This window comes from Clostridium chromiireducens (genome assembly GCF_002029255.1).
Taxonomy (GTDB): domain Bacteria; phylum Bacillota; class Clostridia; order Clostridiales; family Clostridiaceae; genus Clostridium; species Clostridium chromiireducens.
In genome coordinates, this window is sequence record NZ_MZGT01000087.1 from 1 (window position 1) to 17599 (window position 17599).

Here is a 17599-nt window from a genome sequence, read left to right on the forward strand (position 1 = left end):
AAGATTAGATTTCCCATAGCGTAAGCTAGTAAGACCCCTTGAAGACTACAAGGTTGATAGGTCAGAGGTGTAAGTATGGTAACATATTTAGCTGACTGATACTAATAGGTCGAGGGCTTGACCAATAAATAATCAAGTTGTAATACATTAAAAATACTATGTGCAATTTTGAAAGAATAAAATCTTTCAAAATACTTGACATATTATATTTTAATAAGTATAATATTTTTGTAATATCTGGTGATGATGGCATAGAGGTAACACTCCTTCCCATTCCGAACAGGAAAGTTAAGGTCTATTACGCTGATGGTACTGCATGGGTGACTGTGTGGGAGAGTAGGAAGTTGCCAGGTAAATACAAAAGGGATCTTTAGCTCAGTTGGTTAGAGCAACCGGCTCATAACCGGTAGGTCTAGGGTTCGAGTCCCTGAAGGTCCACCATGGGGGTATAGCTCAGTTGGGAGAGCACCTGCCTTGCACGCAGGGGGTCAAGAGTTCGAATCTCTTTATCTCCACCAAAAAAAGTTATGAAGAAATTCATAACTTTTTTTTTATAGTTAAATAAATAGTTTACATTTTATAAGTATATTTTTAATTGGAATTATGATAAATAATTAGATTTTATATTATAATATATATTAATGAATAGTTAAGAACTAGAAAGTAAAACATTACAGCGTAAATTTGTATAATAGGGAAGTATTATAATAAACTATGAATACTAATCTAATATAAATGTTAATAAGGGGTCATGATATGCAATGATTTACAGAATTAAGCAATTCCATTGGGCAATACAATCTGTATTTCAAAATACAGATTGTGAGATACCAAATAAGTACCTCAGCAAATCTGAATTAAGTTTATTTATGAAAGTTACTAAGTCAGAGAGAAATCATTCAATAAGGGTATGCAAAGCTGCTTTGGAGTATATCAGGGATGAAAATATATTGGATATAGATAAATGTATAATGTGCAAATGTGCATTATTGCATGATATAGGAAAATCTAAGGCAAGATTAAATATATTTTATAAAAGTATTATTATTATTATAAATAAAATTACATATGGTAATTTTCTAAAATACACTCAAAGTCAAAGAATTAATAATTATTATAATCATCCTCAAATTGGAGCAGATTTATTGAAGAATATAAACGAAGATAATATAGATATAATAAATTGCATCAGATATCATCACGATGACAATAATGCAAAGGATAATATATATTTAAAGATATTAAAGAGGTGTGATAATTTAAATTAGAATATAGGAGGAAGTTATGAATTCTATTGAGAGAAGAGAATGCATAGTTAGGTTATTGTCAGATAGTAATGAGCCACTAAAAGGTAGTGTCATAGCCAAAAAATATTGCGTTACAAGGCAAGTTATTGTAAGAGACATAGCTATTCTTAGGGCAAAAGGAAAAAATATAATAGCCACTCCAGATGGATATATAATAAATGCTAATGAACATAAAATTAAAGCTATTATTGCTGTAATTCATACTGAAGAAGAAATGTTTAATGAATTAGGCATAGTGATTAAATACGGGGGAACAATTGAAGATGTTATAGTAGAACATCCATTGTATGGAGAAATAAAAGGTATGCTTATGATTAAAAATTATAATGAATTAAATAAGTTTATTCATAAGTATCAGGAGCAGCGAGCCAAATTATTATCTGCACTAACTAATGGAGTTCATCTACATACCATTTCAGCAGAAAGCCAGGAAGATATTGATTTAATTATAGGTGAACTTAAAAAAAATAACTTTATAGTTTCAGATTTGGAGGATTAATAATGGATTATGATGTATTGATTTTAGGTGGTGGAATTATTGGATGTGCTGTTGCGTATGAACTATCAAAATATAACATAAATATAGCTCTAATTGAAAAGGATTATGATGTAGCTAATGACATATCCTTTACTAACGCAGCAATTACTTACGATGGATCAGAAGCAAAAGATGAATATATGGCTAATCTAGAAAGCATGGGAACTAGATTGATTAAGGAACACTGCCAAAAATTTAACATAAAGTATGACAAGATTGGTTCACTAAGAATTTCACAAAATGATGCCAATTACAATACAATCGAGTATATGTATAAAAACTCTAAAAAGAGAGGGATAGACGGCATACGCATATTGAATGCAGATGAAATATATGAGATAGAACCTAATTTAAAAATGAAGGTAACTAAAGCCCTATACTCTGAGAATACTGCAGTAATATCTCCTTATAATTTAGTAGTATCTTACGCAGAAGTCGCATCTGATAATGGGGTTAACTTTAGACTAGAAGAGGAAGTTATTGATATTAAGAATATTTCAAAAGGTTTTAAAGTAACTACAAATAAAAATAAGTTTACTTGTAAATTTGTTATAAATACAATACCGAATGAAAATTTTAATGATAAGTGTTGTGGTACAATGCCTAATAGAAAAAATAATAAAATGAAATATATATTATTAAACGACAAGTTAGAAAATAGTAAAAGTACTATTATTATAAATGATATAAATAAAGAGACATTTGTCATGAGTATTCCAACATCATCGAGAAGAAATTTAATTGGAATAAAAAGTGATGATTATTTAGGGCTAGAGAGCGAATTAGAGTTATCAAAAAGTATTTTGGAATATATAAAGAAAGAACTCATAGCTAATATATTTACAGAAACATATAATGAAAATAGTATTATTATAGATGATAGTAGTCTCAATGATGGGTATATAAAGGTTATAGGAAATCATTATGCTAAAGTGACAATAGCACCTGCTATCGCAAAGGATATTGAAGAAAAACTTAAAATAAGCATGAACATGACTGAGAAGAGAGATTATATAGATAAAAAAAGAGAAATATATGTATTCAGAAATATGTCAAATGAACAAAGAAATAAGATAATTGCATTAGATAAACGATATGGTAATATTATTTGTAGTTGCAATAATGTTTCGGAGGGAGAAATTATTGATTCTATAAGAAGACCTTTGGGTGCAAGAACAGTTGAAGGGGTGAAAAGACGCACGGGCATAGGTCTTGGCAATTGTAATGGTGCATCCTGTAATATGAAGATTATAAAGATATTAGCAAGAGAAATGAATAAAAGTGTTTTAAGCATAGTGGATGATTCTATGGATTCTAGAATTTTAGTAGGAAGAATTAAGGAATTTAATGAAATCTAGACAGGAGGAATTAATGGTGGATGATAGAGATATATTTACAAGTCTAGTTAGAATAAAAGGAAATCAAAATTATAAGGTTGTTTCGGTTAAAAGTACAAAGCCTATCGAAAAAAGATTGTGGAGAGAATTCTCTAAAGTTCTTAGTAGAATTTATGCCAGTGCTCCTATTAATATTGGAGATGTTATTTGCAGAAATATAATGAATACAGGCGTAGATATAATATGCACAAAAAAAATAGATTAATAATTTATAGAATTAATATAAGTTTTGCAGGTGACCTAAAATATAATATGTATTACTAAGTGGAGACATTAATAAATTATAAATAAAAAATATAAAAATTAGTTGACATAATTATAATTCACTGATATAATCATATTTGTTGTTAGACGTGGAAAGATGGTCGAGTTGGTTTAAGGCACCGGTCTTGAAAACCGGCGTGCGTGTGAGCGTACCTAGGGTTCGAATCCCTATCTTTCCGCCATTTTTTTGTCTAAAAAAGTATTTTAGAGGGCACATGGAGGATTACTCAAGTGGCTGAAGAGGCGCCCCTGCTAAGGGCGTAGGTCGGGTAACTGGCGCCCGGGTTCAAATCCCGGATCCTCCGCCAAAACATCTAATATTTTATTAGATGTTTTTTTTTATTTAAAGATATATTCATAATAAATTGTAGGAGATTTTAATTTATTATGAATTGGAATTTATATTAGATTATAGGGCATTATAAATTACATATGCTAAAATTAAAAATATTATAATAAAAATGTTGACAGTTATCATATTGCTTGATATAATAATTTTTGTGAGTTACGGAAAGATGGTCGAGTTGGTTTAAGGCACCGGTCTTGAAAACCGGCGTGCGTGTGAGCGTACCTAGGGTTCGAATCCCTATCTTTCCGCCATATATTTTTTAATTTAAATATAGAGGGCACATGGAGGATTACTCAAGTGGCTGAAGAGGCGCCCCTGCTAAGGGCGTAGGTCGGGTAACTGGCGCCCGGGTTCAAATCCCGGATCCTCCGCCAAAAACATCTAACGTTTTGTTAGGTGTTTTTTTGTTTTAAATAAATTTACTTTATTAGAATTGTGTGCTCATAGTTTGCTGAGATAAATATTGATTTAAGTTTTGAAATTAAAATATTATAATTAATGATAAGCATAGATATATAAATACTTAATTTACTTAAGAAGGTGAATTATGATTAAGGGTAAGAAAATATATTTAAGAGATGTAGAAAGAAAGGATATTATTATTTTATATAGGTTATTTAATGAAAATATTGTAAAAAGGTATAGTATTATTCCTAATGATATCCAGAGCAATGATGAAGGTGCTAACTTAAGAAAAGCATTGAGTATATTAAATGATAAAGATATTTTAATTGGTTTTATAACTTACAAGGAGAGTAACTGCCATATAGGGGTATACTCTATTGGAATAACAATTGGAAGCAGCTATTGGGGGCATAAATATGGTGAAGATGCTATAAAAACTTTACTAGCGTATCTATTTATGAAATTAAATGCTATACGGGTTGAGCTAGAAGTTATAAGCACTAATTTAAGAGCTATAAATTGTTATAAAAAGTGTGGACTTATTGAAGAAGTCATAAAGAGAAATAATGTTTATATAGATGGAGAATATTTAGACACCATAATTATGGGTATACTTAGAGAAGAACTGATTTATATTTAAGATGTAAGGGTGTGAAGATACAATGAGTATAAGATTTATTTACGGAAGAGCTGGAGCAGGAAAAAGTAAATTTTGCATTGATGAAATAAAAAGTCATATAAATGATAATGCTTTAGGGAATAAATTAATTTTATTGGTTCCAGAACAATACACATTTACTACTGAAAATAAAATATTAAAGTTTATTGGAGAACATGCTTTTTTGAGATCAGAGGTGCTTAGCTTTAAAAAGATGGCTCATGAAGTTTTTGATGAATATGGTGGGCGTGTTAAAGAAATAATTAAAGAATCTGGTAGAAATATGCTTATTCATAAAGTATTAAATGAGAATTTAGATTCTTTAGAGTATTTTAAAAAAATATCTAGAGAACAGGGTTTCAATGAAATTGTATCAGAGATAATTTCAGAGTTTAAAAAGTATAGTGTTGATATTGATAACTTGAAAAAAATTGATGAAAAGACAGGCGATCCTGAGTTAATTAAAAAAATTAGAGAATTAACAGTAATTTATGAAGCATTTAATTCCAAAATGCATGAGAATTATATTGATGGAGATGATGAGTTAACTTTATTAAGTAGAAAAATATTAGAAACTAACGCTTATGAAGGCTCAGAAATATGGATAGATGAATTTACTAGTTTCACACCTCAACAAATGGAAATAATAAGATTATTGGCTAAGAGGTGTAATAGAGTAAATATAACTCTTTGTATGGATAGAAAATCTACAGAGAATGGGAATGAAGATGTAACTGATATCTTTAATATAATAAAGAATACAGAAAACAAATTATTAAAATTAATGAAAGATAATAATATAGCATATGATAAGCCAGTTTATCTAAATAACAATGAACCATATAGATTTAAAGATAATGAGGAACTTAGGCATATAGAAAAGTACTTTTTTACTTATCCATTTAATGAATATAGGAAGGATTGTAGAGGAGTATCATTATATAAGGCAAATAATATTTATGATGAAATTGAGAATATAGCTAAAAGTATAACAAGACTTGTAAGAGATGATGGATACAGATATAGAGATATATCTGTAGTTTGTAGAAATATAGATGACTATGAGAAAATAACATCAGTAATATTTAAGGATTATGATATTCCTTATTTTCTTGACAAGAAGATTCAATTACTAAGTAATCCACTAGTTATACTTATAAGTTCTGCATTTGAAATATTATCCAAGAATTGGTCATACGAAAGCGTATTTAAATATTTAAAAAGTGGATTAACGGGAGTAATTAATTCATATATTGATGTTTTAGAAAACTTTGTTTTAGAGCATGGAATAAGGGGATATAAGTGGACAGTAGAAGAGATAATCAGAGAAAGTTGGTTTAATGATAATGATGAATTAACTGATGAAAAGATATTGATATCTGAAATCATGGAAGAAATCAGGAGGCCGCTAATAAATTTTCATAATAAAATAAATGGAAAATATAAAGTTAGAGATATATGCACAGCTATTTATGAATTTTTGCTTGATATTAAAGCTTTTGAAAGAATAGAAGAGTGGATTGATAACTTTGAAAAATTAGGGTTAGAAGATAAGGTAAAAGAGTATAGCCAAGTTGAGAGTATAGTTATAGATATATTGGATCAAGCAGTTGATGTAATTGGAGAAGAAACTCTAGATTACTTTGAGTTCTTTAAGATATTAAATTCAGGATTTACTAATGAGGAAATAGGAGTAATACCTGTAGCCTTAGATCAAGTTAATATAGGTGATATTGCAAGAATTAAGGGTAGAGATGTAAAGATTCTTTATATAGTAGGAATTAATGATGGAGTGCTACCTGCATCTAAGAAGGATGAAGGAATTATATCTGATAGGGATAGGGAGATACTAAATGATATAGGTATAATCTTAGCCACAACAACTAGAAATAAAGTATTTGAGGAGCAATACCTCTTATACATAGCTTTAACAATAAGTAGTGAATATTTAATGTTGTCATATCCAATGTCTGATTTTGAAGGAAAATCATTAAGACCATCTATAGTAATACCTAGAATAAAAAAAATACTTCCTAAGTTAGTAGAAGAAAGTTCAATTTATAATTTAGAAGATCAAAGAAATCCTTTTAGTAAGGTTATTGCACCAATAGCAACGTTTAATGAACTTATACTTGCTGTAAGAAGAGATTTTGACAAAGAGGATATAGAGCCATACTGGCCACAAGTATATAACTGGTTTAAAGAAAATGAGCAATTTAAGAAAAAGGTTCAAAGCATATTTAAAGGACTTACATATTCAAATGTAGGGGATAAAGTTGCAAAGAATAAACTTAGAAAATTATATCAAAATGATATGGGAAATTTAGTCTTTAGCGTTTCAAGATTAGAGAATTATGCTGAATGCCCATTTTCATATTTTATACAATATGGTTTAAAAGCAAAAAATAGAAAAGTATATGAGTTCACTCCACCAGACTTAGGTTCATTTGTACACGAAATGTTAGATTCATTTACGAAGAGAGTTAAAGAAGAGGGAATACTATGGTCTGAACTAAATAATGAAAGATGTAAAGAAATGATATCTAATATCATTGATAAAAAGTTAAATGAACAAAGTAATTCAATTTTGAATAGTTCTAAGAAGTTTAAGTATCTAGCTCAAAGATTTAAGAGAGTAATCTCTAAATCTGTTTCAGTTATTGCAAATCAAATAGGAAAAGGTGAATTTGAAGTTTTTAAAACAGAATTTAATTTTGGAAGCTATAGTTCAGGAGAAGCTATAACACTAGATTTAGAAAACAATGAAAAAGTGTATCTTCAAGGAAGAATTGATAGAATAGATACACTGGATTTAGATGGAGAAACATATATTAGGATTATAGACTATAAGACTGGTACTAATAAGTTTGATTTGAATGAACTTTATAATGGATTACAGATGCAATTATTAGTATATTTAGATGCACTAATTAAAAATTCTAAATATATATTGGAGCGTCAAGCAAAGCCGGGAGCTATACTATATTTTAAAATAGATGATCCAATAATAAAGAGTAAGAAGGAAATGACTACAGAAGAGGTTCAGGAAGAAGTTCTAGATGCTTTAAAGATGAAAGGGCTAATTTTAAAGGATGCTAGGGTTGTTAAGGCTATGGATAGAGATATTGAAGGCTATTCATTAATTATACCGGCTGCATTTAAGAATGATGGGGATTTCAAGTCAAATAGTGATGTAGTTACGGAAGAAGAATTTATATTACTTAGAGAATATGTTAATAAGAAGATGGTGGAAATTTGCGAAGAGATGTTAAGTGGTGAAATTAAAATACAACCAACTAAAAATGCTAACAGAACTCGTTGCGAGTATTGTGATTTTTCAGCAATTTGTCAATTTGATACATCTATACAGGATAACAAGTATAAAGTTATTGCTAAGAAATCTCAGAATGATATTTGGAATAGTATAAGAAAAGAAATTTATAATGTAGATGATATAAATGATTCTAATAAACTAATTAAAGAGACCAATGAGGAAGCTTAGAAGATTATTGATAAAACTCAAAAGAGACTTTGATTAGTGATAGGAGAGATTAATTTATGGGAAAGACACAATGGACTGATGAACAATTAAAAGCAATAGAAACAAGGAATTGCAATTTATTAGTAGCAGCAGCAGCTGGTTCAGGTAAAACTGCAGTGCTTGTAGAACGGATTATTAAAATAATTACAAATGAAGAGAATCCGGTTGATATAGATAGATTATTAGTTGTTACATTTACTAATGCAGCAGCAGCTGAGATGAGAGAGAGAATAGCCACAGCAATATCAAAGGAATTAGATAAAAATCCGAATTCTAGAAATCTCCAAAAGCAATTAACACTACTAAATAGAGCTAATATTACAACGATGCATTCATTTTGTTTAGATGTAATTAAAAATAATTTTCATAGAATTGATCTTGATCCATCATTTAGAATTGGAGATCAAACAGAAGGCATACTTATTAAGTCAGAAGTTATAGATGAACTTTTTGAAGACAAATATAATGATGACGATTTAGAATTTACAGATTTAGTTGAAGCGTTTAGCAGTTACAAGAATGATGATAATCTAAAAGAGTTAGTTTTAGATTTATTTAATTTCACTATGTCAGGTCCATGGCCTGAAAAATGGCTTAATGATAGTACTGAAGCTTTCAATATTAAATCTATAGAAGAATTAAATAGAACTAAATGGGTTAAAGTGTTAGCTGATAATGTTAGAATTGAGATTGAAGGTTATATAAAGATGATGGAGAAGGCCATTGAAATAATTAATGAAACAGATGGCTTAGAACCATACATAGATAATTATACTAGCGAATTAATGTGTATAAAAAGGATCTATGAATCAACTAGCAATGGTTTAGAAGAAATTTATAAAGCATTGTTAGCAGTAGAATTTAATAGGCTTAAATCTATTAAAAAAGATAAAGTTTCAGATGAAAATGCTCAAAACATTGTTAGAAAAATTAGAGATGATATTAAAAAGAAAATATCTGAGTTGGTGAATAATACATTCTCAGTGACACCGCAGCAAATGTTAAGTAATATACAAGGAGCATATCCCCATATGAGAAAATTAACAAATATTGTTTTGGAGTTTGGGGATAGATTCAGTAAAAAGAAAAGAGATAGAAATATTTTGGATTTTAATGATTTAGAGCATTTGTGCTTAAAAATACTAATTGAAAATGATGAAAATTGTAATATTATACCTTCTAATATTGCTAAAAACTTTAGAGAATATTTTGATGAAGTTTTAGTAGATGAGTATCAAGACTCTAATAATGTTCAAGAAACAATAATAAATTTAGTATCTAGAAAAGAAAGTAATAATCCTAATGTATTTATGGTTGGAGATGTAAAACAAAGTATATATAGATTTAGACAAGCAAAACCAGAACTGTTTATTGAAAAATATAATACATATAAATTAGACGAAGGTAACAGTAGAAAGATTCAGCTATATAAGAATTTCAGAAGCAGAAAAGAGATTATTGATGGTGTAAATTATATATTTAAAGAATTAATGTCTAAGACAGTTGGTGAATTAGAATATTCTAATGATGAGGCTTTAAATTTGGGGGCAAATTATAGGGAATCAGAAGATGAGGATATAATACTTGGTGGCGCTATTGAGCTTAATATAATAGATAAAAACTATGAAGAATCAGCTGAAGAAGTTGTTGAAGAACAAGAAGAAATAAATAATGTAATTATGGAAGGAAGAATCGTTGCTAGGAAAATTAAAGAATTAATGTCGTCAAAGGATGGAAAAACATTTAAGGTTTTAGATAAGGAAACAGGCGAATATAGACCAGTAATGTACAAAGATATAGTAATTCTCCTTAGGGCAACGAAAAATTGGGCTGAAAGTATATTAGATGAATTAGGGGAAGAAGGAATTCCGGTATATTCAGATACAGGAACAGGATATTTTGAATCAATTGAAATTAGAACAATAATTTCTCTTTTAAAAGTTATAGATAACCCTATGCAAGATGTTCCAATGTTAGCATTAATGAGATCACCAATTGCAGGTTTTTCAGCAGAAGAAATAAGTGATGTCAGGCTTGTTAATAAAGAAAAATATTTTTATGAGAATATAAAATATATAAGTGAAGAAGCTCATGATAATAGAGAGGCAATTTATTCTAAGGAATTAATCGACAAATGCAAGTATTTAATTGAGCGTATTGAAATTTGGAGAAACAAGTCAATTTATATGGCAATTGATGAATTTATATGGCATTTATATATGGATACTGCTTATTATGGATATGTTGGGGCAATGCCTAATGGGGTATTCAGACAGGCAAATTTAAAAATACTTTTCCAAAGAGCTAAACAATTTGAAAAAACAAGTTTTAAAGGATTATTTAATTTTATTAATTTCATAAATAAGCTTACAAAGTCGTCAGGTGATATGGGAAGTGCCAAAATGTTAGGGGAGAATGAAGATGTAGTAAGAATTATGAGCATCCATAAAAGTAAGGGGTTAGAATTTCCGGTTGTATTCTTATGTGGAATGGGAAAGAGTTTTAATCTAATGGATTTAAATAAGAATATGGTATATCATGATGAATTAGGACTTGGGCCAGATTTTGTAGATATAGAAAAACGATTTAGTATTGGAACTTTGGCTAAAGAATCAATAAAAAAGAAAATGAAACTTGAAACACTATCAGAAGAAATGAGAATACTTTACGTTGCATGTACTCGAGCGAAAGAAAAGCTGATTATGACAGGAACAGTCACTAATGTTGAAAAATCAGTAGAAAGATGGTTGAGCTCAGCATCATTGGAGCATGATTATATACTACCTTCTGAAGTATTAAAATGTAGATCGTATTTAGATTGGGTCGGAATGACGTTATGTCATCATAGTGATGGAACAGTAATTAGAGATATTGCTGGAGGCTCTAATGAAATATCAAAAGATGATGAATCAAAATGGAAAATTAATTTATGGAATAAAGGTCATTTAATTAATAAATTGGAGTTAGAAAGTATTGAAGAGGAAAAGTATGAGACTAAAATAACTAATACTAACTCATTAAATGATTCGGTTTCATATGAGATAAATAGAAGGCTATCATATGAATATCCTTTAAAGGCGTCAACTACTCTTAAAAGTAACATTTCTGTTTCAGACTTAAAGCGAAGGAATTCTGAAGAAAATTATAATACTCAAGAAATTTATAGAGAAAAAGTAGTAACAACCCCTAAGTTTCTTCAAGAGAAAAGAGGATTGACACCATCAGAGAAGGGGACGGCAGTTCACTTTGTAATGAAGAAGCTAGATCTTAATAGAGTATCATCTATAAATGAAATAAAAGGACAATTGCTGGAATTATATGAAGGCGAATTCATACTTAATGAAGAGTTAAAGGCTATTAATCCATATAAGATATTAAATTTTTTCGAATCTGATTTAGGGAGAAAAATCATTGAATTGAATATGAATGGTGGAATAATTTATAGAGAAGTTCCATTTTATACTGAAATAAGTAGTTTAGAAATAGATAAAACATTAGAAGAAGATAAATATAGGGATGAGAAAGTTAGATTACAAGGAATAATTGATTGCTTTTTTGAATATGATGGAGATATTATATTATTGGATTATAAAACTGATTATGTAAAAAAGGGCGATGAGAATAATTTAAAAGAAAAATATAAAAAACAATTAGAATATTACAGTCATGCTGTATTTAAAATGACAGGCAAAAGTGTTAAGTATAAATATTTATATTCATTTTCTCTAGAGAAAGAAGTCCTATTATAATTGATGCAAAAGTGACAATTTAATAAATTAAGAGCAAGATAGTAGTAATGAGTTTACAATCTTGCTCTTTTATTTAATACAATATATTATTTTATTATTACTTTGCTTCCTTTAGGAATATTAGTATAGATCCATTTAGCATCGTCCAAAGAAAGTCTAATACATCCATGAGAAGATGGTTTATTCATAGTATAGTCCAAGACCGTTGTTTTATCCTTAGCAAAAGGGACAGAGTGGAATAAGATATCGCCTGTAATTTGGGACCAGTACTTTCCGCCCTGCTCATATTTGTCTGAAAAGAACCAATCACCTTTTTCTTTAATTGAAAAAGAGCCAGAAGGAGTATCCTCACCATTTACACCAGTAGAGCATAGGAAAGTTTTAATTAATTGCCATTTATCTGCTTTTCCTTTATAGACATAGGTCTTCTGTTCTTTTAGATTTACATTAACAAAATATGATGTGATGCTTTCAATATTTAATGTATTAATATTTTTAGGTGATATTGAGTTTGTTAATGCACGAGATGAAGCTTCGGCAATAGCAGAATTTTTATCTAGGTAATCTTGTTGTTTTTCTTTTATATCTATTATTTTTTCTTTTACATCAGAATCATTGCCCAAAATATTGTTATTATCTGAAATCTTAGATAGAGCTTCACTGTAATAATCACTGCTCACTAAATTATCACAATCTGCAAATAAGGATTCCTTGAATTTACTCTTAGCATCATTTAAATATATCAATGAATCAATATAATTTAAATCTAGAGCAGAAACTTTATTAAAGTAAGGGATAGATTCAGCATATTGTCTATTATTAAAATGGTCTATAGCAGTATTATAATTATTAGTTGATTCTTTAATTAAATCTATTGAATCGGAAATGCTATGTAATTTATTATTATCTATAATATTGTATCGTTGAATCTCTTTTACCTGTATCAATGCATTCTCAGAAGATATTTTTTGGTTATTAATATCTTCAGTTAGACTATTTAATTTATAACTAAAGTATTTAGAAATATCATTATCCATCATAAATACTTTAAATGGATTAAACTTTTGTTGAGTTAATAAGATGTTATTTGCTTGAGAAAATTTATAATTATCAAAGCTTGTTTTAAAAGAGTCAATAAATTTATTGTACTTATAGAAACCATAAAAGGTACTAAAGCAAATAAATATAAATAATAATATGCGTATGATTATTTTAGCTTTCCTCTTCTTGTTTACTTTATTATAAGGAATTCTATTTATATTCAAAGAAATGCCTCCTAATTTAATACTTATTAATCGAATAACGTTTAAAAAATGTGCATATAATCATTTGGTTTTTTATACACATTAAATAATAGTAGTCCTTTTTATCTATAATATTGACAAGAAACACAAAAAATAAACCTTAAGGTTTTAACTAAATTTAATATATGTTAATATAGTGAATAGAGTTTATAAAACTAAAGAGTATTAATTCGGAGGGTAAGATGGACCATAGAACTAATTTTTTAAAAAAAGTTATAACTTCTATATATGACATAAAAGTTTTTTCTAAATATGCTAAGGAAGGATTTTTTAGATCAATTTCGTATGCAATGCTGCTTACATTAATCTTGGCAATAATAAGAAGTGCTTTTGCGGTATATAGAAATAATAATTTTGAATTAAATTTTTTTACATCTACTATTATTACCAATTTTGGTATGAGTTTTCTTAACTTGTTATTTGACTGCTTAATTGTATCTGTTGTATCCTCTCTTTTTGCAATATTCATGCGGATGGTAGTTAAACATATAGCTTTATATTCATTGACTTTATATGCGGCCACATTACCACTGATGGTTCAAATTATATTAGAAATATTTAATCCCAATATGAGTTTTGATACAATGTTTATAGTTGGGACGCTAACTTATGTTATATTAATATTAAAGTATATAAAAGATGAAATAATAAAGAAATTAACTTAAAAACTACTATAAATTAATTAAAGAGTGGCTAAAGGATATTATATAGATGCTGAAATAAATAGAATATATATTCAATGAAAGAAAAATTACTTTATTGAATATATATTCTATTTATTTTTTAGTGTCCAATTAATCAAGTTTCATTTTGAATCTAAATCTATTATCTAACAACTGGATATACTGTATAACAAGGAGTTGTTATATGGAAAATAATATGATATTATATATTAAGGGTATATGGTAAAAAAAGTAAAAAAAATTACAAAAGGGGATTAAGAAATGGTTGAGGTCGATATTTTAAAAGATGGTGGAATAAGTGAAGAGAATACACTAAATAAAGCTGAGCTTATTAAATTATCAAAAGAAGATTTGATTAATATACTTATTAATATATCAGAGTGTAAAAAGATTCAAGAAGATTTTATTTTAAATATTTCTCATGATTTAAGATCACCACTAAATGTAATATTAAGTATATTGCAGTGTTATAAAGATGAATATAAAAATAATAAAAAAGGAGATCAATGCCAAGATCATATAGAGATTATAAAAAGAAATTCTTATAAGATATTAAAACTTATAAATAATCTTATTGATACTACAAAACTAGAAAAAAAGTATTATAACATGAAGAAAGAAAATTTAGATATAATCAATTTAATAGAGTGGAATATATCATCTATAGATAAGTATGCTAAACAAAAGGATATATCTTTAGTTTTTGATACAAATGTTGAAGAATGTATTATGGCAATTGATCCTGAAGCAATAGACAGAATAATAATGAATTTAATATCTAATGCCATAAAGTTCTCGCCTGAGGGCAGCAGTATATATATAAACACATGGAAGAGTATTAATCAGCTAACAATTTCAATTAAAGACGAAGGAATTGGAATACCTAAAGAAGAACAAAGTACTATTTTTAATAGATTTGTTCAATCTTCTAGAAATAAAAAGAGTGAACATTCTGGTAGTGGAATAGGTTTAGATTTGGTTAGATATCTGACAAAGGCTCATAATGGAAGTATAGAACTTAAAAGTGAAATGAACAAGGGTTGTGAGTTTATTATTAAGTTACCAATAGAGAAGCTAGAAGAAAATGAAATTGTGAAAAATAAATGTTTAAATTCTAAGAGCAAAGTAGAAATACTTGAAGTGGAATTTTCAGATATTTATCTATAAATTACTTAGAAAATTATGAAGGTATAGTAAGTTATCTAACATATTCTATTTTTAGATAACTTATTATATAATTTATCTAAACTATAATTAGGAAATCAAATAAATTTATTATAATAAGTTATTATAAACTTGATTATTGTAGTAGCTTGTGATAATATAGTTCTGTTGTTAAAAATAAGTATGGAGCGTTAGTTAAACGGATATAACTTACCGCTACGGACGGTACATTAAGGGTTCGATTCCTTTACGCTCTGCCATTTATATAAAAAAAATGTCTTAACTTAATTAAGTTAAGACATTTTTTTTATATAATTTTAGTGCCTATGTTTTCACCGAATAAAACTTTGCATTCAAAGCCTAATTTAGATTGTTCTAAAATATCGCTATCAATTTTGATAGAATCTTTCTCAAAAAATAATATTGTAGTTGAACCTCCAAATTTGAAATATCCTTTTTCATCGCCTTTATTTACTTTAACATTAGGCGAATAAGATTGAATTATTGAGCCAACACAAGTAGCACCAACTTCTACATGCAATACATCTTTAAAATTATCTGACTTAAACAATGACCATTCTCGTTTATTCTCACAAAAAAGCTTAGGGACAGCCTTAAGTGCTATTGGATTCACTGAGTAATAATGTCCTTTAATATGGTGACTTTCATATGGAATACCAGAATCTATAAAGTGAAACCTGTGATAATCTGTTGGACACAGTCTTAAAATAACACATACACCATTACTGTATTTACTAGCAATAGATTCATCATCAATTAATTCTTTTAGACTATAAGTTAATCCTTTGATTTGAACTATATTATCAAGATCAATGTTTTCATAAGCAGTAAGTCTTCCATCTCCAGGTGAAATCAATATATCTTTGTTTTTATTTATTGGTCTAGCTTCAGAATGCAGTTCCCGAGTAAAAAAATCATTAAAGGAATTAAATTCATTAATCTTTTTCTTTGATAAAGTCATATCGATATTAAAGCTTTCTATAAATGATGGAATTTTACTTGCACTTAGTTTTGTATCACAGTATGTTCCATACAATTTAGAAAATAGCTTCTTTTTTGCGATAAGTTCAGTAACGTTTTTGCCAATTGGGGATTCATATGTCCATTCAATATACTTTTTACCCGCTATAAGCTCTTCTTCATAAGATTTTGTTTTTCTATTATAAACTTGAATCATAAATACAATTGTCAAAACTTTATAGAATATTGTAGGCAAAAGCCCGATAAACTTATAATGTTACAGTTATGACAAGTATCCTCCATTTCTTATTTAATTTTATAATTTTTATAGATCCTATTTATATTATTAGCCATAATAGGAATTAATATAAATTTAGATTAATATAAAATATGCATTAATAAATAATGTGTAACATACATAATTTATTTTAACTCTTAATACTAATTTTATCACATATAATAAGAAATTCAAAAGGGATATAAATGAATGAGATTTTAAATCTTGTTGACGAGAGATGGCCTACTATTGAACTTGATGGTATAATATTAGTTGCATGTTATTGTAAGATTATATAGGGGAAACGAGGAAAAGTATTATGAACAAGACAAAAAAATTAATATTTCAATCAGCAATAAAAATATTTTCGGAATCAGGATATAGAGGAGCTACAATGGATGAAATAGCTTTAAATGCAGGTCTCGCTAAGGGAACATTGTATTATCATTTCAAAAGTAAAGAAGAAATATTTAATTTTATTGTTGAGGAAGGACTTCAGATATTAGAAAATCAAGTTGTTGAAGTTCAAAATACGAGTATAGGTCCAATTGAAAAATTAATAAGGATATGTAGAATACAATTAACTTTTCTTTATGGATATACAGATTTCTTTAAGATAGTAATGAGTCAGTTATGGGGAACTGAAAGAAGGCAAAATGAATTAAGACAAAAAATAAGAAAATATATATATGAAATTGAAATTAACATAAAAATTGCTATGGAAAATGGGTTGATTGAAAAAGGTGATATTGAGCTTATGGCATTTGAGTTTTTTGGTTCATTATGCTCATCTGCAATATATGAGTCTATTCGTATTGAAAAGATAGACTTAGAGAACATTATAGAAAGCACAATAAAGTTTACATTAAATGGTTTAGGGATAAATTATAAAGAAGTAAATTATAATGATAAATAATATCTAAAATAGTTAAGAATTAAGAACCATATAACTTTGTTAATATATTAACTCTAGAATTGTGAG

Annotated in this window: 12 protein-coding genes, 7 tRNA genes and 2 rRNA genes; 19 read left to right on the forward strand and 2 right to left on the reverse strand. The window is 27.9% G+C overall.

What is annotated here, in order from left to right; all coding sequences use genetic code 11:
* The 15 genes from CLCHR_RS21110 to addA all read left to right on the forward strand — a co-directional run.
* Positions 1 to 125, forward strand: a 23S ribosomal RNA gene (locus CLCHR_RS21110); the annotation flags it as partial.
* 111 nt (positions 126 to 236) lie between these two features.
* Positions 237 to 353, forward strand: a 5S ribosomal RNA gene (gene rrf, locus CLCHR_RS21115).
* 11 nt (positions 354 to 364) lie between these two features.
* Positions 365 to 441, forward strand: a tRNA-Ile gene (locus CLCHR_RS21120).
* A 1-nt stretch (position 442) separates the two neighbouring features.
* A tRNA-Ala gene (locus tag CLCHR_RS21125) sits at positions 443 to 518 on the forward strand.
* A 243-nt stretch (positions 519 to 761) separates the two neighbouring features.
* On the forward strand, positions 762 to 1268 hold the full coding sequence (locus CLCHR_RS21130) for an HD domain-containing protein (RefSeq protein WP_079441898.1): 507 nt from the start codon (positions 762 to 764) through the stop codon (positions 1266 to 1268).
* A 16-nt stretch (positions 1269 to 1284) separates the two neighbouring features.
* Positions 1285 to 1806, forward strand: a complete 522-nt coding sequence (locus tag CLCHR_RS21135) for a transcription repressor NadR (RefSeq protein WP_079441899.1) — start codon at positions 1285 to 1287, stop codon at positions 1804 to 1806.
* 2 nt (positions 1807 to 1808) lie between these two features.
* Entirely contained in the window at positions 1809 to 3203 is a 1395-nt protein-coding gene (locus CLCHR_RS21140; protein WP_079441900.1) for an NAD(P)/FAD-dependent oxidoreductase, read from the forward strand.
* Positions 3204 to 3219: 16 nt separating this feature from the next.
* Positions 3220 to 3447 carry a DUF1667 domain-containing protein gene (locus CLCHR_RS21145; RefSeq protein WP_119368260.1) on the forward strand — a complete coding sequence of 76 codons (228 nt, stop codon included), beginning with the start codon at positions 3220 to 3222 and terminating at the stop codon, positions 3445 to 3447.
* A 150-nt stretch (positions 3448 to 3597) separates the two neighbouring features.
* Positions 3598 to 3688: transfer RNA gene (locus CLCHR_RS21150), tRNA-Ser, on the forward strand.
* Between the two features lie 35 nt (positions 3689 to 3723).
* Positions 3724 to 3814, forward strand: a tRNA-Ser gene (locus CLCHR_RS21155).
* Between the two features lie 201 nt (positions 3815 to 4015).
* Positions 4016 to 4106 (forward strand) — tRNA-Ser (locus tag CLCHR_RS21160).
* 32 nt (positions 4107 to 4138) lie between these two features.
* A tRNA-Ser gene (locus tag CLCHR_RS21165) sits at positions 4139 to 4229 on the forward strand.
* 173 nt (positions 4230 to 4402) lie between these two features.
* The gene (locus CLCHR_RS21170) at positions 4403 to 4900 is read left to right on the forward strand and encodes a GNAT family N-acetyltransferase (RefSeq protein ID WP_079441902.1); all 498 of its coding nucleotides are present in this window, start codon (positions 4403 to 4405) and stop codon (positions 4898 to 4900) included.
* A 22-nt stretch (positions 4901 to 4922) separates the two neighbouring features.
* On the forward strand, positions 4923 to 8420 hold the full coding sequence (addB, locus tag CLCHR_RS21175; RefSeq protein WP_079441903.1) for a helicase-exonuclease AddAB subunit AddB: 3498 nt from the start codon (positions 4923 to 4925) through the stop codon (positions 8418 to 8420).
* A 56-nt stretch (positions 8421 to 8476) separates the two neighbouring features.
* Entirely contained in the window at positions 8477 to 12208 is a 3732-nt protein-coding gene (gene addA / locus CLCHR_RS21180; RefSeq protein ID WP_079441904.1) for a helicase-exonuclease AddAB subunit AddA, read from the forward strand.
* Between the two features lie 86 nt (positions 12209 to 12294).
* On the opposite strand, the gene CLCHR_RS21185 is transcribed toward addA, so the two are convergent.
* Positions 12295 to 13473: a L,D-transpeptidase gene (locus tag CLCHR_RS21185; RefSeq protein WP_079441905.1), complete on the reverse strand. Its 1179-nt coding sequence runs from the start codon at positions 13471 to 13473 to the stop codon at positions 12295 to 12297.
* Positions 13474 to 13694: 221 nt separating this feature from the next.
* On the opposite strand from CLCHR_RS21185, the gene CLCHR_RS21190 reads away from it, so the two are divergent.
* From CLCHR_RS21190 to CLCHR_RS21200, 3 genes are all read left to right on the forward strand, one after another.
* Entirely contained in the window at positions 13695 to 14177 is a 483-nt protein-coding gene (locus CLCHR_RS21190) for a DUF1189 family protein (protein WP_079441906.1), read from the forward strand.
* A 279-nt stretch (positions 14178 to 14456) separates the two neighbouring features.
* Positions 14457 to 15362 carry a sensor histidine kinase gene (locus tag CLCHR_RS21195; protein ID WP_079441907.1) on the forward strand — a complete coding sequence of 302 codons (906 nt, stop codon included), beginning with the start codon at positions 14457 to 14459 and terminating at the stop codon, positions 15360 to 15362.
* 182 nt (positions 15363 to 15544) lie between these two features.
* Positions 15545 to 15619 (forward strand) — tRNA-Arg (locus CLCHR_RS21200).
* A 47-nt stretch (positions 15620 to 15666) separates the two neighbouring features.
* On the opposite strand, the gene CLCHR_RS21205 is transcribed toward CLCHR_RS21200, so the two are convergent.
* On the reverse strand, positions 15667 to 16557 hold the full coding sequence (locus CLCHR_RS21205; RefSeq protein WP_079441908.1) for a phosphatidylserine decarboxylase: 891 nt from the start codon (positions 16555 to 16557) through the stop codon (positions 15667 to 15669).
* A gap of 379 nt (positions 16558 to 16936) precedes the next feature.
* On the opposite strand from CLCHR_RS21205, the gene CLCHR_RS21210 reads away from it, so the two are divergent.
* Entirely contained in the window at positions 16937 to 17533 is a 597-nt protein-coding gene (locus CLCHR_RS21210; protein WP_079441909.1) for a TetR/AcrR family transcriptional regulator, read from the forward strand.
* Positions 17534 to 17599 lie beyond the last annotated feature (66 nt).